The sequence below is a fragment of the uncultured Nonlabens sp. genome (assembly GCF_947495285.1).
Lineage (GTDB): Bacteria > Bacteroidota > Bacteroidia > Flavobacteriales > Flavobacteriaceae > Nonlabens.
The window spans coordinates 1-16157 of record NZ_CANLXZ010000006.1 but is presented as its reverse complement, the minus strand read 5'-3'; the positions used below and the strand labels follow the sequence as shown (position 1 = coordinate 16157).

21 protein-coding genes are annotated in these 16157 nt (G+C 35.2%); 11 read left to right on the top strand and 10 right to left on the bottom strand.

Annotation, left to right across the window (positions count from 1 at the left end):
- The first annotated feature begins 6 nt into the window (after positions 1 to 6).
- Positions 7 to 837, top strand: a complete 831-nt coding sequence (locus Q0838_RS03500) for a glycosyltransferase (protein WP_298951625.1) — start codon at positions 7 to 9, stop codon at positions 835 to 837.
- Positions 838 to 856: 19 nt separating this feature from the next.
- Here the strand turns inward: Q0838_RS03500 and Q0838_RS03495 are convergent, their stop codons facing one another.
- Both Q0838_RS03495 and Q0838_RS03490 read right to left on the bottom strand, forming a co-directional pair.
- Positions 857 to 1921 carry a glycosyltransferase family 9 protein gene (locus Q0838_RS03495; protein ID WP_298951354.1) on the bottom strand — a complete coding sequence of 355 codons (1065 nt, stop codon included), beginning with the start codon at positions 1919 to 1921 and terminating at the stop codon, positions 857 to 859.
- Positions 1921 to 2736: a 2,3,4,5-tetrahydropyridine-2,6-dicarboxylate N-succinyltransferase gene (locus Q0838_RS03490; RefSeq protein WP_298951351.1), complete on the bottom strand. Its 816-nt coding sequence runs from the start codon at positions 2734 to 2736 to the stop codon at positions 1921 to 1923. Before Q0838_RS03490 ends, Q0838_RS03495 begins: the two co-directional genes overlap by 1 nt.
- Positions 2737 to 2839: 103 nt before the next feature.
- On the opposite strand from Q0838_RS03490, the gene ruvX reads away from it, so the two are divergent.
- The 4 genes from ruvX to Q0838_RS03470 all read left to right on the top strand — a co-directional run bounded on the left by ruvX (position 2840) and on the right by Q0838_RS03470 (position 4765).
- Positions 2840 to 3253, top strand: coding sequence for a Holliday junction resolvase RuvX (ruvX, locus tag Q0838_RS03485; protein ID WP_298951348.1), 414 nt, complete (start codon positions 2840 to 2842; stop codon positions 3251 to 3253).
- A 31-nt stretch (positions 3254 to 3284) separates the two neighbouring features.
- Positions 3285 to 3659, top strand: a complete 375-nt coding sequence (locus Q0838_RS03480) for a four helix bundle protein (RefSeq protein WP_298951346.1) — start codon at positions 3285 to 3287, stop codon at positions 3657 to 3659.
- A gap of 23 nt (positions 3660 to 3682) precedes the next feature.
- Positions 3683 to 4273, top strand: a complete 591-nt coding sequence (def, locus tag Q0838_RS03475) for a peptide deformylase (RefSeq protein ID WP_298951343.1) — start codon at positions 3683 to 3685, stop codon at positions 4271 to 4273.
- A gap of 96 nt (positions 4274 to 4369) precedes the next feature.
- Positions 4370 to 4765, top strand: a complete 396-nt coding sequence (locus Q0838_RS03470) for a DUF5606 domain-containing protein (RefSeq protein WP_298951340.1) — start codon at positions 4370 to 4372, stop codon at positions 4763 to 4765.
- A gap of 75 nt (positions 4766 to 4840) precedes the next feature.
- On the opposite strand, the gene Q0838_RS03465 is transcribed toward Q0838_RS03470, so the two are convergent.
- From Q0838_RS03465 to rlmD, 4 genes are read right to left on the bottom strand one after another with little or no spacing between them, the layout of a single operon-like run.
- Positions 4841 to 5536: a DUF6048 family protein gene (locus Q0838_RS03465; RefSeq protein ID WP_298951337.1), complete on the bottom strand. Its 696-nt coding sequence runs from the start codon at positions 5534 to 5536 to the stop codon at positions 4841 to 4843.
- Positions 5517 to 6032 (bottom strand): DUF6452 family protein, encoded by a 516-nt coding sequence (locus Q0838_RS03460; RefSeq protein ID WP_298951334.1) that lies wholly within the window; start codon positions 6030 to 6032, stop codon positions 5517 to 5519. Before Q0838_RS03460 ends, Q0838_RS03465 begins: the two co-directional genes overlap by 20 nt.
- 4 nt (positions 6033 to 6036) lie before the next feature.
- Positions 6037 to 6573, bottom strand: a complete 537-nt coding sequence (locus Q0838_RS03455) for a TlpA disulfide reductase family protein (protein WP_298951331.1) — start codon at positions 6571 to 6573, stop codon at positions 6037 to 6039.
- A 10-nt stretch (positions 6574 to 6583) separates the two neighbouring features.
- Positions 6584 to 8002 carry a 23S rRNA (uracil(1939)-C(5))-methyltransferase RlmD gene (gene rlmD, locus Q0838_RS03450; protein ID WP_298951328.1) on the bottom strand — a complete coding sequence of 473 codons (1419 nt, stop codon included), beginning with the start codon at positions 8000 to 8002 and terminating at the stop codon, positions 6584 to 6586.
- A gap of 157 nt (positions 8003 to 8159) precedes the next feature.
- Between rlmD and rocD the strand changes: the two genes are divergently transcribed.
- From rocD to Q0838_RS03435, 3 genes are read left to right on the top strand one after another with little or no spacing between them, the layout of a single operon-like run.
- Positions 8160 to 9437, top strand: a complete 1278-nt coding sequence (rocD, locus tag Q0838_RS03445) for an ornithine--oxo-acid transaminase (RefSeq protein ID WP_298951325.1) — start codon at positions 8160 to 8162, stop codon at positions 9435 to 9437.
- On the top strand, positions 9438 to 9758 hold the full coding sequence (locus tag Q0838_RS03440; RefSeq protein WP_298951322.1) for a CD225/dispanin family protein: 321 nt from the start codon (positions 9438 to 9440) through the stop codon (positions 9756 to 9758).
- Complete coding sequence (locus Q0838_RS03435; RefSeq protein ID WP_298951319.1) at positions 9758 to 10138, top strand: DUF2752 domain-containing protein; 381 nt, start codon at positions 9758 to 9760, stop codon at positions 10136 to 10138. Before Q0838_RS03440 ends, Q0838_RS03435 begins: the two co-directional genes overlap by 1 nt.
- Before the next feature lie 89 nt (positions 10139 to 10227).
- Here Q0838_RS03435 and Q0838_RS03430 read toward each other — a convergent pair whose 3' ends face one another.
- From Q0838_RS03430 to Q0838_RS03420, 3 genes are all read right to left on the bottom strand, one after another.
- Positions 10228 to 10560, bottom strand: coding sequence for a CCC motif membrane protein (locus Q0838_RS03430; RefSeq protein WP_298951316.1), 333 nt, complete (start codon positions 10558 to 10560; stop codon positions 10228 to 10230).
- Positions 10561 to 10622: 62 nt separating this feature from the next.
- Positions 10623 to 10919, bottom strand: a complete 297-nt coding sequence (locus tag Q0838_RS03425) for a DUF2752 domain-containing protein (RefSeq protein ID WP_298951312.1) — start codon at positions 10917 to 10919, stop codon at positions 10623 to 10625.
- A gap of 1 nt (position 10920) precedes the next feature.
- Entirely contained in the window at positions 10921 to 12912 is a 1992-nt protein-coding gene (locus Q0838_RS03420; RefSeq protein ID WP_298951309.1) for a T9SS type A sorting domain-containing protein, read from the bottom strand.
- Positions 12913 to 13018: 106 nt separating this feature from the next.
- Between Q0838_RS03420 and Q0838_RS03415 the strand changes: the two genes are divergently transcribed.
- Positions 13019 to 13225 (top strand): hypothetical protein, encoded by a 207-nt coding sequence (locus Q0838_RS03415; RefSeq protein ID WP_298951307.1) that lies wholly within the window; start codon positions 13019 to 13021, stop codon positions 13223 to 13225.
- 3 nt (positions 13226 to 13228) lie between these two features.
- Entirely contained in the window at positions 13229 to 13759 is a 531-nt protein-coding gene (locus Q0838_RS03410; protein ID WP_298951304.1) for a Smr/MutS family protein, read from the top strand.
- Here Q0838_RS03410 and Q0838_RS03405 read toward each other — a convergent pair.
- The gene (locus Q0838_RS03405) at positions 13728 to 14711 is read right to left on the bottom strand and encodes a hypothetical protein (protein ID WP_298951301.1); all 984 of its coding nucleotides are present in this window, start codon (positions 14709 to 14711) and stop codon (positions 13728 to 13730) included. The two genes, Q0838_RS03410 and Q0838_RS03405, sit on opposite strands and share 32 nt — an antisense overlap.
- Before the next feature lie 73 nt (positions 14712 to 14784).
- Between Q0838_RS03405 and Q0838_RS03400 the strand changes: the two genes are divergently transcribed.
- Entirely contained in the window at positions 14785 to 15942 is a 1158-nt protein-coding gene (locus tag Q0838_RS03400) for a cysteine desulfurase family protein (RefSeq protein ID WP_298951299.1), read from the top strand.
- Positions 15943 to 16157: the final 215 nt, after the last annotated feature.

Here is a 16157-nt window from a genome sequence, read left to right as displayed (position 1 = left end):
TATTTTATGATTAAAGATCCATCAATATCGGTAGTAATAAGTACATACAACTCTATTCCATGGTTAGAAAAAACCTTATGGAGTTATGAGCATCAAATATTTAGACAGTTTGAAATAGTTATTGCAGACGATGGATCAAATGATGAGACTAAAGAATTTATAAAGAAATATAGTGAGAAAAGCTCTAAGAAAATCATACATGTATGGCATGAAGATAATGGTTTTCAAAAAAGTATGATTTTAAATAAAGCGTTATCTGCCTGTAATGCAGAATATGTGGTCATGTCTGACGGTGATTGTATCGCGAGAGAAGACTTTTTGCAGATTCACTATGAGCGTCGTGAGCATGGTTATTTCCTTTCTGGTGGTTATTATAAATTGCCATTAGAACTTTCTCAAAATATTACCGAAGAAGATATCGCTACACAACGATGTTTTGACGCTAAGTGGTTAACTAGTAAAGGACTGCCTAAATCTTATAAGACCCAAAAGTTAACATCTGGATTTGTTACCGCAAAGATTATGGAAAACATAACACCGACTAATGCCAGTTGGAACGGGCACAATTCTAGTGGCTGGCTGGTAGATCTCAAAAAAGTAAATGGCTTTGACGAGCGCATGCAGTACGGTGGTCAGGATAGAGAGCTGGGTGAGCGTCTATTTAATTTAGGCATTAAATCTAAACAAATACGTTATAGCGCTATCTGTTTGCACTTAGATCACGCTCGTGGTTATAAAAATCAAGAATCTATAGATAAAAATAGAGCAATAAGAAAAGCTACTAGAACGGAGAAGAAAGATTTTACACCTTTTGGAATTGTGAAGGACAGTAAATAGATTTTAAAACTATTATTAATTAATAATTTTCTTCAATAAATTTCTCTAAATTGGGAAACATCAACTCTGTGTCAAATTGCTGGTATAATTCCATGGCTTGAGACTTCATGTTTCCAGGAGAGGAGTTTTTATATAGTTCTGGTAAATAATCTTGTAAATGTACAGAGATGTGTTTTTTGCCATCTTCACTAATATTCCATGATGCTTTATTAATCCATGGGCTGAATATAGCAAACGTAGGTATGTTTAGTGCTTTGCCCATATTAATAGCGCCACCTTCATTACCTATAATACTTGTACAGTGTGATAAAATTTTGACAAAATCTCTAATACTAGGCGCAAATGCATCTATAAAGATGTGTTTTTGAGTAGTGATGGAGCAGGTATTATATATAGCTAGCGCATCCTTTTTCTGACTAGGTATGTAATTAAAAAGTAATTGTGAGCCAGTCTGGTTTACAAAATTATCGAGCACCTTTGCCATGGAGGTAAATGGTAAAGTCTTATTTGTACTACTTCCTAATACACTCACCATAGTAAGTGATTTTTTAAGATCTATCCCAGACTGTAAAAGCCATTTTTCACCTTCAGTCTTTTCAGTTGGTTTGAGATATATTTGAGGTTTTAAATGCCATTGCACATCGCTAGTTAAAGGTGTGGTAAGCAGCATGCGGCTGCCTAGTGCTATGCCAGCTTTATATATAGAGGAGTTTGGAATATTCTTTACAGCATCAGTATAGGCAAGTCTGGAGAACCATTTTTTATAACCTATTCTTTGTTTTGCTCTAGATAAAAGAGATAGCACGGCGCTATTATTTTTTCCATAAGCATCTATGAGAAGGTCGTATTTATTGTGTTTCAGCTTTCGCGAAAGCGAGATTATAAAACTCATTTTCTCAAAATCTGACTTGGTTACTTTTATTAAGTTATCAATAGCTGGGTGATGTGCCACTAGAGCACCGGCATGAGCGATAATTAGATAGTCCAGATGTGCGTCTGGATAAATAATCTTGAGCTGATCTGCTATTATAGTACTGGTAAGTACATCACCTAGCATCTTATATTGAATGAGTAATATACGCACTATACGGCTACATTATATTCACGTAGAGCATCATTTAATGACGTCTTTTTGTTAGTGCTTTCTTTACGTCTACCTATGATTAATGCACAAGGCACTTGAAACTCACCTGCGGCAAATTTTTTAGTATAACTACCAGGTATCACTACAGAACGTGCTGGTACACGACCTTTCATCTCTACAGGTTTATCACCAGTTACGTCTATGATTTTTGTACTCATAGTAAGAACAACATTTGCGCCTAGAACAGCTTCTTTTTCTACGTGTACGCCTTCTACAACGATACATCGAGAACCTATAAATGCACCGTCTTCTATAATCACTGGTGCTGCTTGTAGAGGTTCTAAAACACCGCCTATTCCTACACCGCCGCTTAAGTGTACGTTTTTACCTATTTGAGCACAACTACCTACAGTAGCCCATGTATCTACCATAGTACCTTCTTCTACATGTGCACCTATGTTGACATAAGAAGGCATGAGGATAACACCCTTAGAGATATAAGCTCCATGTCTAGCTACTGCATTAGGTACAACGCGTATTCCTTTATCTGCATAGCCCGTTTTAAGAGGTATTTTATCATGATATTCAAATGGAGCGCATTCTATAGTTTCCATTTTTTGAATAGGGAAGTAAAGAACTACGGCTTTTTTAACCCATTCATTTACCTGCCATCCATCTTCTGTAGGCTGTGCAACACGCAATGTACCGCGATCTAGCATGTCCACAACTTCTCTAATAGCGTTTTTAGTAACTTTGTTTTCTAGAAGGGAACGATCATCCCATGCATTTTCTATAACATTTCTCAATTGATCCATGGTGTTGTTTTTTTTACAAATATAATCGCTAGCTCTTTGAATTCTGACTTTGAAGGTGGCATATTAGGGCATACTTATTGATTTGGTTATTTTTGCAATATATATGGCAAGATTACTAGCAATAGATTACGGTAAAAAAAGAACAGGAATAGCGGTTACAGATCCTATGCAAATTATTGCATCTGGTCTTACTACGGTTGCAACACGTGATTTAACTTCTTTTTTACAAGAATATCTCAAAAAGGAAGATGTAGAAACCATAGTTTTAGGTGAGCCTAAACAAATGGATTATACAGATAGTGAGTTAGGGCCATGGTTGAGAAAGTACACAGTTCAATTACAAGAGCTGTTTCCTGATGTGAAAATAGAACGAGAAGACGAGCGTTTTACTTCAAAAATGGCACATGCAGCCATGTTTAGTGGTGGGCTTAAAAAGAAACAACGCCAGAACAAAGCGTTAGTAGATGAGATAGCAGCGACTATCATATTGCAAAGTTATATGGACCGTAATAAATGATTAATTATTTAATTGTGAAGAAAAATTATACATGAGTAATGGGCTTAAATTGCGTAGTAAAAAGTTTACACATCGCTACGTTAAACTAGCTTTATTACTACCTAATCATACTTTAGGTAATCATGTAAAAGGTCAGTTGATTAGATGTTTTACATCTACAGCTGTAAATTATAGAGCTGCTTGTGTGGCGATTTCAACGAAGTCATTTGTTGCAAAATTAAGTATCAGTATAGAAGAAGTTGATGAGTGCGATTTTAGGATTCAATTTGCAGTTGATGAAAAACTATTTAGTTTTGAAAAATCAGTATCGTTAATCAAAGAGTTTAAAGAATTAACCGCAATATTTATAGCAAGTCGTAAGACTGCCCAAAAAAAATATGTAAATGCTCTCATCATTAATCATTAAATATTAACAACTAATCATTTATTATGATTTTACCAGTAGTCGCATATGGCGATCCAGTTTTAAGAAAAAAGGCAGTAGATATTACATCTGAATATCCTCAAATAAAAGAGATTCTAGATAATATGTGGGAAACAATGTATAACGCTAGTGGAGTAGGTCTAGCTGCTCCACAAGTAGGAATGCCTATTAGACTTTTTCTAGTAGATACAACTCCATTTTCAGAAGATCCAGATCTTAGTCCAGAAGAAGCAAAGGAGTTAAATGGATTTAAAAAGACATTTATAAATGCTGAAATACTAGAAGAAAATGGTGAAGAATGGGCTTTTAATGAAGGGTGTTTAAGTATTCCTAATGTTAGGGAAGATGTTTTCCGTCAGGAAGAGATCGTTATACGTTATCAAGACGAGAATTTTAAAGAACATACAGAAACATATAATGGATTAATAGCCCGTGTGATACAGCACGAGTATGATCATATAGAAGGTGTTCTATTTACAGATAAAATTTCAAGTCTTAAAAAAAGATTGATAAAAGGAAAGTTATCTAATATCTCCAAAGGAAAAACTAATGTAGATTATAGAATGCGCTTTCCTGAAGTTAAGGGAAGAAGGTAGTTCTAGACAGATTTCACAAAGAAATGTTGAAATCTTAAAGTAATAGTTAGGGTAAAGTGTAATTATATATATTTGCCACCGTTAAAAAAGAAAAATATGAGTTTAGATAATATACTTTCCATAACAGGTAAGTCAGGTTTATACCAGTTAAAGAGTAAAGCAAAGAGCGGTTTTGTAGTAGAATCTTTATTAGATAACAAAACTTCTATAGTAGGAATTAGTCATAATGTAAGTGTTCTTAAGGATATTTCTATTTATACTTATTCTAAAGAAATACCTTTAAAAGAAGTTTTTAAAAAGATAGCAGCAAAGGAGTCTAATGGTGCGGCAATTAATCACAAGGGTAGTAAAAAAGAGTTAGAAAATTATTTTAACGAGGTGCTGCCAGATTATGATGAAGGTCGTGTTTATGCAAGTGATATTAAAAAAGTATTACAATGGTATAACTTACTTCATGGTAATGATATGTTAAGTGCTCTAGAAGAAGAGTAAATATTACTGTTGTTATACAAAGAAAAAGCCTCTCTAGTTATGGAGAGGCTTTTTCATGTTTAAAAAAAATGTAATTTATTTTTTAAAAAAAGGAATTCTGTACATGATTCCATAGGAGTATCCTACGCCTATTTTTCCAGTGTCAAAGGTTCTACCGTATCCTGGGACATAGAGGTTGTCAAAATTAACAGGTGTCTTTTCTATTACCTGTCGTTTTAATTGAAAATTTGCTGTCATGTATAGGTTGTTCATTACTTCAACTTTTAAACCTAGTTGTATCTCTAACCAGACCGTATGTAGCCCCTTAAACTCTCGATCTACAGGGTTAGTAAAAACAGGGAAGTAATCATTTTCTATATTATAATCATAACGGTTTAAGGTTTGTGATAGGGTAGCATATCCTATTCTTGCACCACCGTAAATCATGTTATCCATGTCCAGCCAGTTTTGATAGAAATTGTAATCTACACCTGCTTTAATGAATGATCCTGACGTTTCATAATCTACACTTTGGCTTATTCTGTCTAGAGATTCATTGCCTAGCTCTCCAGCTATGTAAAGTCTATCGCTTAGTCGGTAATCTGCTAGTACTTGAAATCCTTTATACTCATCGTCAAGTGCTGTTCTTATTAAACTTGCAAGATCGATTCCAGCACGCAAGCCATAAGATTTCTTATAGACGACGCTGTCTTTTTCTATCTCGTTTTTACCTTGTGCGTTACTGGTAAAAAAAGTAAGTATGGCTAGTATGCTAATGAAGTATTTGAACATGTATGTCTTGTGTATCATTAGTTATCTCATTTTCTACAATTACGGTACTGTTGATCCATTGTGTTCCTCTAGTCTCTGAGGTAAGAACAGCGACTAGGTTATTATAGATAACTCTGAAACCGCAAGCTCTACTCACATATTCTTCTTCTATGATGTAATTAAAATCTATGTTGTCAGAGTTTATAGCGCCGTCTTCAGTTAAGATAAAATCATAACTAGTTCTATTACTATCTGTGCGTAAAGGGATAGAGATGGTTTCTACGTCGGTAAGTATAGTAGAATTATTACTGTCTAGTGGTGCTGGTTCTGTACTGCCTATTTCTTGTACTTGTATTTGATCTACAGCTTTAAAATCAAGAGGATTGAGCACGTCTCTAAATTCAATAACTAACCTGGGTGTTACTGCCTGGTCTGTTGTGCACAAATCATCTTTTTCACAACCATTTAATACCACGGCGAGCAATAGGATTAAAAAAATGTTAGAAAATATTTTCATAAAATTAAGGAGTGCTAGGAGTCTTGTCTACAGGCTGGTCATTAATCAACTTTTCTAAAATATCTGACGTAGGTCCGTAACTAGGTCTGTGTATATAGTCAGATAGTACCTGATTTCCTTTTTTATCAAAAATGGTATACGTTGGGAATCCCAGTAAATTTAATTGTTGTTGTACAACAGAACCTTGTTCATCTGTAAGAAAATAATGTTTTCCTTTTATATTATATTCTTCTATAGAAGGTAAGAATGTGGCTTCTTTACTTGCGTGGCATAGGTAGATAAATTCTACATCTTCTTTGAATTTTTCATGTAACGCAGGTGATGCTGCTGTAAACTCTGCCTTACAAGGTGCGCACCATGTTGCCCAGTTATCTATGTAAATAACTTTACCCTTTGCATTGGCCACTATTTCATCAATAAATGTAGATGCGTCATCATTAGAAAATGTGAGTATTTCTATGTCGTTAGATTCTCTAACCTGCTCTTTTTTACAAGAGACTGCAATAAAGAGCAAGATTAATATGGTGAAAATATTTTTCATGATATTTTTTTTATCCTTTAAGCTCTAGTAAAACTACGTTTTCTACGTGGTGTGTCTGTGGGAACATGTCTACCGGTTGCACCTTTACTATAGAATACTTTTCATCTAGTAACGCAAGATCACGTGCTTGTGTTGCACTGTTGCAACTTACATAAACGATGCGTTGTGCACTTAACTGTATAAGTTGTGCTACCACATCTTTATGCATTCCGTCTCTAGGTGGGTCTGTTATAATTACATCTGGCTGTCCATGCTCGTCTATAAACTCTTGAGTAAACACTTCTTTCATGTCACCGGCAAAGAATGTTGTGTTTTCTATACCGTTGTGTAATGCATTAGTTTTTGCATCTTCTATAGCGACAGGTATCGCTTCTATTCCTAAAACGTGCTTTGCTTTTTTAGCAACAAATTGCGCGATAGTCCCTGTTCCAGTATAAAGGTCGTAAACGAGTTCTTTTCCAGATAATCCTGCAAAATCTCTAGTTATTTTGTACAGTTCATAAGCCTGTTTGCTATTAGTCTGATAAAAAGATTTTGCGTTAATTTTAAACTGTAAACCTTCCATCTCTTCAAAAATATGATCGCGGCCATTATAACATATCACATCTTGATCATAAATCGTGTCGTTTGCTTTTTCATTTATAATGTATTGCAATGACGTAATTTCTGCAAAGTTTTCCTTTAAATGATCTAATAAAGCAATTCTCTGTGCTTCATTATCTTCAAAAAACTGGATAACTACCATGTTCTCACCGGTAGAAGACATACGCAACATTAATGTTCTTAATGTTCCTGTTTTTTCTCTTGGGTTAAAGTAGGATATGTTTTCCGCTTTCGCGAAAGCGTGCACACTCAACCTAATATCTTCTCCTATTTTAGGATGTAGATGACATTCCTCTAGGTGTAAAATTTTATCCCACATTCCTGGTATGTGAAAACCTAGCGCCTTTTTGTCTTCTATTTCTACATCACTTTGAATTTCTTCTAGGGTCAACCACCGGTTTGCAGAAAAACTGAATTCCATCTTATTGCGATAGTGGTATTGCTCAGAGGACCCTGCGATAGGAGTCATCTCTGGAAGATCTAGGTGACCTATTCTTCTTAGGTTTTCTGCAACTTCTTTTTGTTTAAAATACAACTGACTTTCATAAGTCATGTGTTGCCATTTACAACCACCACATGTGTTGAAATGTTTACAAACAGGCTGCGCACGTCTGTCACTTAATTCAATAAATTCTGTAACGCGACCTTCATAGAAAGATTTCTTTTTCTTAAACGTCTGTATGTTTACCACATCTCCTGGTACAGCATCTGTTAGGAAAATTACTTCTCCTTCTTCTGTTTTTGCAACACTTTTACCTCTTGCCCCTGCATCTACCACTGGTACATTTTCAAAGGTCTTTTGAGCTCTTCTTCTTCGTTTTGACATAGGTGGTAAAATTAACGTAATTCCTTGTTTTTACAGAATCTTTAAGCATTTAAGTTAAGCTATGATTCTTGCGAGATTGATAAATTCTTAGATGTTTTAATTTTAATTCTATAATCGAAATGATTAAATTGCGGCAAACGATAAAAATAGCACCGCAATGAGCATGATTAAAGAAAGTAAAGCACAACATTTTATAGATCTAGAAGATAAACATGGAGCGCATAATTACCATCCCTTACCTGTAGTATTAGAAAAAGGAGAAGGCGTTTATGTATGGGACGTTGATGGAAAGCAATACTATGATTTTTTAAGTGCTTATAGTGCGGTAAATCAGGGTCACTGTCATCCTGCGATTGTAAATGCTATGAATGAGCAGGCGCAAACATTAACGCTTACATCTAGAGCATTTCATAATGATAAATTAGGTCAGTATGAAAAATACATGACAGAGTATTTTAAGTTTGATAAGGTGTTGCCTATGAATACTGGTGCTGAGGCGGTAGAGACTGCTATAAAAATAGCACGTAAGTGGGCTTATGAGAAAAAAGGGGTAGAGGAGCATGCTGCAAAAATTATAGTATGTGAAAATAATTTTCATGGTCGTACGACTACAATTATCTCCTTTTCTAATGACGAAGATGCTCGTAAGAACTTTGGACCTTATACACCTGGATTTATAAAAATACCTTACAATGATACTGCAGCTCTAGAAAAAGCACTGCAAGAAGAAAATATAGCTGGTTTTCTAGTAGAGCCTATACAAGGTGAGGCTGGAGTTTTTACTCCTAATGATGATTTCATGAGAGCATCTCGTGATCTTTGTACTAAATACAATGCTTTATTTATAGCAGATGAGATACAGACTGGTATCGCAAGAACTGGTGGTTTACTGGCGGTATGTGGTGACTGTAGTTGTGATGCGCATTGTGAGCGTCAGGAGGCAACTTATGCACGTCCTGATATGTTGATATTAGGTAAGGCATTATCTGGTGGCGCTTACCCTGTAAGTGCAGTACTTGCAGATAATGAAGTGATGAATGTTATTAAGCCTGGACAGCATGGTTCTACCTTTGGTGGTAATCCAGTTGCAGCTGCAGTAGCAATGGCTGCTCTAGAAGTGGTTAAGGATGAAAAGTTAATTCAAAATGCTCGTGCGTTAGGTAATTATTTTAGAACTGAAATTAATAAATATATCGTTACTACAGACACGGTAACTCTAGTAAGAGGTAAAGGTCTTTTAAATGCTATTGTTATTAATGATACAGAAGATAGTAAGACGGCATGGAATATTTGTTTAAGATTAAGAGACAATGGATTGCTAGCAAAACCTACTCACGGTAATATTATTAGATTTGCGCCACCACTCGTAATGACTAAAGAACAGTTAGATGAGTGTATTGCAATTATTATTAAAACTTTAAAAGAATTTGAATAGATGGATCAATCTAACCAACCTCAAAACCAATTTCAACAACAACAGTTTAACCAAGGTGATAATTATGGGCCAGCGCCTAAAACCTGGTTAGCAGAATCTATTATTGTGACTATACTGTGTTGTCAAATTTTTGGAATTATCGCTATTATTTATAGTTCTCAAGTAGAAAGTAAACATAGAGTAGGTGATTTTCAAGGAGCAATAAAAGCTAGTAATACAGCAAAAAATTGGGTAATTGCTGCTGCTGTTACTGGTTTTGTGGTTCTAATCCTTACTTTTTTTATTTTTGTTCTAGGGGCTATTGCTGATGGAGGTTATTAATGATCAAAAATTTTAAACAAATACTTATTATATGCGGTGCCATAATTTTATTAGGCACCGCTTTTTTTCTGTTTAAAAATTATAATCCAGAGCAAGTTGGTTTTTACCCACAATGTCCTAGTAAATATGTTACAGGATATGACTGTCCAGGATGCGGTTCTCAACGCGCCATACATTCTTTGTTAAATGGTGATTTTATAAAGGCATATAATTATAATCCTTTGCTTTTTTTGCTGTTACCATTTGGTATATTAGTTGGAGTTTTTGAATGGATTCCTAGTCTACGCGATCACAGTTTTAGAAGATGGATCAATAATAAGTATCTAGTACTATCTGTTTTTGCTCTTGTTGTTGCTTTTACAATAGTTCGCAATTTTTAATATTCTAATGTTCTATTCTATCGAGATTTAAAACAAAAAAAAAGGGAAAGCGTTAGCTTTCCCTTTTTTGAATAAAATTCTTAAAAGAACTACCAAGGTAATTCAATTCCCATTTCTTCTAATTGTTCTCTTGCTTGCTCTTCTTGAAGTGCTCGTTCTTCATCTGTTGTAGATAAATAAGTGTAAGCTTGGTAAGCCGAAACCAATCCAGAAACAATAATAGCAATTAATGCTATAGTTTTTGCTGTTTTCATTGCTGGTCCGTTGACATAATCATTTGGATTTTCAGCGTATTTTTTAAGTTCCTTAGTCGCAATTACAAAAGCGATTATAGAGGAAAGAAGACCTAGTCCCCAAAAACAGCAGCATAAGAATCCTACTATTGAAAGAATGTAAACAAGTGTTGTATTTAATTTTTGCATGATTTGGTTAATTTGATATGTATAGTTAGTTGATTATTTAATCACAATGTTACAATATTTTTTTAATGAATTGCCATTTTGATAAAATAACTAGTGAGAATAGTACCTATGGTAAGTATAGTACCCCATAGTTTAATTTGTTCTCCATGCTTTACGTTTTTAAACCAATCAAATATGAGAAAAAAGAATAAAAACATACCTGGATAGAGACCTGGGTACATTAAAAAGGAATCTATGATGTCACCTTTGAGTAAAAAAGAAATGGACCGCTGGATTCCACATCCAGGACAGTCCATTCCTGTTAATTGTTTACTCATACAGGGTAGCATCCAGCTATCATCTATGAGAAATGATTTCATATTAATTTGAGATACTCACCTTAATAGCTATTTCTTTATTTTTTACAGTAGTCACCTTTGCGATGTAAATAGCGCTAGATAGTGATGCTGTTTCAAAACTGTAACTACCTTCTGTAGATGCAGGCTTGTTAGAGAAGATTTGTCTTCCTGCAAGATCATACAAAGCGATGTTTGCTACATCTTCTAAGTTAGGATTAAGTATCGTTAATTCTTTGCTTCCATTGTTTTGGAAAATATCAAAATTAGTATCTTCAATTTCATTACTCAATGCACTAGAAGTGTTTTTAAATGTTACTTCAAAACGATCTGTATAATGACCTGGCGCAATTAATAAAGTTTTGTTTCCTGATTTTAAATCGTGATACACCTCTGTTGTTTTATCATGAAGATAAACTTCATTAGGATCAAAGTTAATTAAGAAAGCTAATTCAAATTCTACGTCGATAGGAGCAGTAAATGAACTCCCAACCTCGACACCTATGGGTATAGCCATGTTCTCATCAAATGCTTGTGAAGAAAGACCATATTCACCTTGAGCACCTATTTTAATATAAGCATCTGTGTCAACTCTTCCAGATAAAGGAGATTCCCATGCATAATCATATGCTTGTGAGGTGCTGTTGTCAAAAGCAAAATTAAGAGGTCTAGCGTAAAGTCCGTTAGGTACTACATTTATAATCATCTTTGGTATTTGTGTTGCAGCATCGCTATTTAAACGGTTACCATTAACTGGAGCAGACTTAAATACAGATGTGTTACCATCTTCTTTTTGAAAAAACCTCATTGAATTATTGAATTCTACTGTTTCTCCTAGCCCACTAGGTACAGCGCTACCAGCTGTGATAAATGGAGTGCGAGCTTGTTCAAAAGATGTAGCGGTAAAAGGAATATCTGTGTTAGTTCTAGAAATAAAGAAACCTTGACCTATAGCAGCATACCTTCTTCTTCCATCAGTACCTGGTCCAGTGTAAGAAGTCTGTGTTCCAGGTGGAGTAATCCCACCAGCAGAAGTTGAGGTCCCACTAGTTATAATATTACCATCATTATCTGTTCTTCTAAAGATAGGTTCTAGATAAGTACCGCTATTAGCATAGCCGTTTTCAGTTCCAGGATTAAAGCCCATAGGTACATATCTTGCATAACCACCTAGGTAAGAAGTAAGTAAGTGTGAAGTTTCTACTTGAGATTCCCAAAATTCTACCCATGGATCCATTTTCACATCATTACCACTGGTATGTGCTGCATTAACCTCTATAAAACGCTTTAAATCTATAGCGCTAGGATAAGGATTACCAGCCAGAGTTGCGTTATCATTTCCTATCTGTAGGTTAATAGTACCATTATTAGGTCTACCTCTAAAATCATAACGTTGTCCACCATTGTAGTTAGCAGATCCTCCTGCGATTTCATTAACACCTTTCATAGTAAACCCTTGACCAGCTGGTGTGTTTTGTGCTCCATTAAAAATAGACCATCCAGCATAGCCTGTAGCAGGGTTGCCACCACTTTCATATGTGTATAACCATCTACCAGCTATTTTTAACGGGCTACCACCTATAGTAGCATCATCAGACTCACCATCTCGTATGCTGAAGTCCAGAATTTGTGAGTCGTCAGCGGTAATGGTATTATCTGTATTAGTACCTGCTGCTGTTGTAGGGTATTTGATTTGTGAATTTAAAAAACCTGTGTTACCAGTTCCTGTAGTTTGATCACTTACTGGAGAAGACCAGTAGTTGTAAGTGTAACTATTTGTGGTTCCTTCTTGAAATACAGAAATGATTCCAGCACCTTCGTTAGGTACATCATCATCTTGTATTAACTGAGCCTCTTCTCTAAGGTAAAACTTAGAATCAGTATCTAAATTAATTTTATTTTTAACAAAGATGTTTGTGCCCTTTGAGTAAATAAAATTATCACCTTTAACCCATACTTGTGCTGTTGCCATTTGAAAGGCAAAGCTTACTAAAAATAAACTTATAATGTTTTTCATAATATCGGTGCTTTAATAATACAAAAATAAAATTAATGTTCTTAAAGTTAGGGCCTTTTAAATAAGTTTATAAATTTGTTACAATTAATCAGACTAAATATAGAAAATGCCGATTAAAAGCAGCTTTTTACAGTTAATCAACGGTTTTGTGATATTCTCAGGTGCGATTTTATTGCTCTATACCATTATAAATGAGGACGCAAACGTATTATTTAAGGTTTTTGGAGTAATTCTTATCATGTTCGGTGCATATCGTGCCAGTTCCCATTGGGTGGAGCATAAAGATGATCATTTATCTGAAGAAGAAGAGTAGTCCATGCATCAGTTTCAAAAAGGAGATCGAGTGCTGGTTCTGGACGATGAATTTGGTGGTGTGGTAGCTTTCGCGAAAGCGGAACAAATAACCATCTTAACCGACGATGATATAGAAATTACTTATAATTCTAGTGAGTTGATTTTAGACAGGTCATTCAAAGTTTCAAATTTTACTCCTAAAGAAGAACCTGCGCCTAAGAAATCTAAAGTAAGACAGGTTTCTAGAAAAAAAGCAGCTTTTATTCCTGCTGTAGAAATAGATCTACACGTACACCAATTAGTAAAGTCAGAACGTGGCATGGATGCTTATGATAAGCTTAATCTACAAGTAGATACGGCGAGGCACAAGATAGAATGGGCCATTCAAAATCGTGTGCCTAAATTAGTTTTTATACACGGTGTGGGACAAGGAGTGCTTAAAGAAGAGCTCAATTTTCTTTTTCAACGATACAGTCAGATCAAGTTTTATGATGCTGATTATCAAAAATATGGAAAAGGTGCTACTGAAATATACATACACCAGAACCCATAGTGCCTGGAAATGCTGGTGTGCAGGTTAATATAATGGCGTCCGTTCTATAATTACCAAAGTCATAATCATCTTCAATTATTTCTACATTACCGTTAGTTAAGGTAAGACCTGCTATGGTGATGTGCAATTGTGTGATGCGTTCTATGGTATGTGGGATGTATTCTTCTATTAATGGACTAGCCTCTGCTGGTGTGCTAGAGAATACTTTGTAATTAGGTTCTGTGGCACCTATTGCAAAATCATCTGTTGGGTTTAGATTACCATCTATACTTTCGTTTCTTGTGAGAACTCCATCATCGTCATCGTCTTCATCCATATAGTCTGGTGTGCCGTCAGCATCTGTATCTGTACTGTTTGCCATGTCTATTGTGCCGTCGCTATTAAAAGCGACACCCTCTTGACGAGTAGGTACATTATCACCATCGTCATCTATATCTATAAAGTTTGGTATGCCGTCCTCATCGGAATCTCTACTGGCAAGAAAATCAATATTTCCATTAAGGTCGTACTCAATTCCTTCATCTTCAGATAGGATTCCATCATTATCATCATCACTACGTGTAGATGTTTCTATATAAATGTCTCCACCTATGGCATTAAATACCTCAGTTACTGTAGGTGTGCTAGGCGGTATGCTGTTGCAGTAATAATCATTACCTGGCGCAGCGTTGAATTTACGGTATTCAAATGAATTACTGCCAGTTATCTCATAGGGTCCATATTCATCATTTACGTTTAGAATATCATCACTAGTTAAAATTTGTAAAACCAGACTTTCAAAATTTGTGTCTTCATTTTTATAAAAAACAAAATTATTTGTATTGCTAGAAGAAGCTGTTGGTTCACAGGTCTCTACACTAGCATCTTCAAAATCAAAGTCGTTAGTAATAATGTCTCCATCATCACAGCCTAGTAAAACTGTAGGAATTATAAGGAATAGTAGTTTTTTCATATCTGCAAAAGTACTCAATCATATTAAAGCGCTAAAGTGCAAATTTTATTATAAATAAAATTACTTTTGTGCTATGAGAGAAGTGTATTTAGATAGTGCTGCAACGACACAATTAAGACCAGAGGTTATTCAAAGAATGACCGAGGTGATGACAGAAGTTCATGGAAACCCTAGTTCTACCCATAGTTTTGGACGTAGTGCAAAGTCCCTTATTGAAAATGCTCGTAAGAATATTGCTGCTCAATTAAATGTTACGGCTGCCGAGATTATTTTCACTTCTGGTGGTACCGAGGCAGATAATCTAGCTATTCATAGTTGTGTGCGCGATCTAGGTGTGGAGCGCATTATAACGACAACTATCGAGCATCATGCGGTTCTTTATATAGTAGATTATTGTAAAGAAAAATATGGTACAGAGGTAGCTCATGTAAAACTTAAAGATTGTGGAACGCCTAATTATATAGATCTAGAACAATTGCTAGCGTCTAGCGATAAGAAAACACTAGTTTCATTAATGCACATTAATAATGAGATAGGAAATAAACTAGATATAGATAGAGTAGGAGAGCTGTGTAAAAAACACAACGCGTTGTTTCATAGCGACTGTGTGCAATCGATAGGTCATTATGAAATGGATTTAAGTAAGTTGCCAGTAGATTTTACAGCAGTGTCGGCTCATAAATTCCATGGACCTAAAGGAACTGGATTTGCTTTTATAAGAAAAGGAACAGGTTTAAAACCACTTATTTTAGGTGGTTCTCAAGAACGAGGTATAAGAGCAGGTACAGAAAGTGTGCATAATATAGTAGGTATGGATCTGGCTTTAAAAATGGCTTATGATAACCTAGAAGAAGATCGTGCTTATATTTTAGGTCTTAAGAATTACTTTCAAGAACAGTTAGAAAAACACGTTCCTGGTGTTAAGTTTAATGGTAATTGTGGAGATCATAAGGAGAGTACTTACACCTTGTTAAATGTATGTTTACCTTGTCCTGCAGATAAAGCCGCGATGCTTTTATTTACCATGGATTTAAAAGGTATCGCTTGTTCTAAAGGAAGTGCGTGCCAGAGTGGTTCTCAAAAAGGTTCTCACGTTTTAACTAGTGTCCTAACAGAAGAAGATTTGAATAAACCGAGTTTACGTTTCAGCTTTTCTATTTATAATACAAAAGAAGAACTGGATTATGTAGTAGGAATACTGAAAGAGTATATGGAAGGTATTGTGGCTTAGGTTGTTTTTTAAGGCTATATAGATTAAAATATCAAACCTAGAAAAAATTAATTGTAATTCGGTTATTGATCAACACAAAAAAAGTGGACTTAAGTCCACTTTTTTTTGTAGATAGAAAATCTTAAAATTTCCTCATCGCTCATCGCTCATCGCTCATCGCTCATCGCTCATCGCTCATCGCTCATCGCTCATCGCTCATCGCTCATCGCTCATCG

What these genes read in the sequence shown, in the direction of transcription:
- rlmD (WP_298951328.1), bottom strand. Translation starts at nt 8,002, where the DNA reads ATGTCAAAACGAAGAAGAAGAGCTCAAAAGACCTTTGAAAATGTACCA.
- Q0838_RS03420 (WP_298951309.1), bottom strand. Translation starts at nt 12,912, where the DNA reads ATGAAAAACATTATAAGTTTATTTTTAGTAAGCTTTGCCTTTCAAATG.
- Q0838_RS03440 (WP_298951322.1), top strand. Translation starts at nt 9,438, where the DNA reads ATGGATCAATCTAACCAACCTCAAAACCAATTTCAACAACAACAGTTT.
- ruvX (WP_298951348.1), top strand. Translation starts at nt 2,840, where the DNA reads ATGGCAAGATTACTAGCAATAGATTACGGTAAAAAAAGAACAGGAATA.
- Q0838_RS03480 (WP_298951346.1), top strand. Translation starts at nt 3,285, where the DNA reads ATGAGTAATGGGCTTAAATTGCGTAGTAAAAAGTTTACACATCGCTAC.
- Q0838_RS03430 (WP_298951316.1), bottom strand. Translation starts at nt 10,560, where the DNA reads ATGCAAAAATTAAATACAACACTTGTTTACATTCTTTCAATAGTAGGA.
- Q0838_RS03460 (WP_298951334.1), bottom strand. Translation starts at nt 6,032, where the DNA reads ATGAAAATATTTTCTAACATTTTTTTAATCCTATTGCTCGCCGTGGTA.
- Q0838_RS03425 (WP_298951312.1), bottom strand. Translation starts at nt 10,919, where the DNA reads ATGAAATCATTTCTCATAGATGATAGCTGGATGCTACCCTGTATGAGT.
- Q0838_RS03500 (WP_298951625.1), top strand. Translation starts at nt 7, where the DNA reads ATGATTAAAGATCCATCAATATCGGTAGTAATAAGTACATACAACTCT.
- Q0838_RS03415 (WP_298951307.1), top strand. Translation starts at nt 13,019, where the DNA reads ATGCCGATTAAAAGCAGCTTTTTACAGTTAATCAACGGTTTTGTGATA.
- Q0838_RS03455 (WP_298951331.1), bottom strand. Translation starts at nt 6,573, where the DNA reads ATGAAAAATATTTTCACCATATTAATCTTGCTCTTTATTGCAGTCTCT.
- def (WP_298951343.1), top strand. Translation starts at nt 3,683, where the DNA reads ATGATTTTACCAGTAGTCGCATATGGCGATCCAGTTTTAAGAAAAAAG.
- Q0838_RS03400 (WP_298951299.1), top strand. Translation starts at nt 14,785, where the DNA reads ATGAGAGAAGTGTATTTAGATAGTGCTGCAACGACACAATTAAGACCA.
- Q0838_RS03465 (WP_298951337.1), bottom strand. Translation starts at nt 5,536, where the DNA reads ATGTTCAAATACTTCATTAGCATACTAGCCATACTTACTTTTTTTACC.
- Q0838_RS03490 (WP_298951351.1), bottom strand. Translation starts at nt 2,736, where the DNA reads ATGGATCAATTGAGAAATGTTATAGAAAATGCATGGGATGATCGTTCC.
- Q0838_RS03470 (WP_298951340.1), top strand. Translation starts at nt 4,370, where the DNA reads ATGAGTTTAGATAATATACTTTCCATAACAGGTAAGTCAGGTTTATAC.
- rocD (WP_298951325.1), top strand. Translation starts at nt 8,160, where the DNA reads ATGAGCATGATTAAAGAAAGTAAAGCACAACATTTTATAGATCTAGAA.
- Q0838_RS03405 (WP_298951301.1), bottom strand. Translation starts at nt 14,711, where the DNA reads ATGAAAAAACTACTATTCCTTATAATTCCTACAGTTTTACTAGGCTGT.
- Q0838_RS03435 (WP_298951319.1), top strand. Translation starts at nt 9,758, where the DNA reads ATGATCAAAAATTTTAAACAAATACTTATTATATGCGGTGCCATAATT.
- Q0838_RS03410 (WP_298951304.1), top strand. Translation starts at nt 13,229, where the DNA reads ATGCATCAGTTTCAAAAAGGAGATCGAGTGCTGGTTCTGGACGATGAA.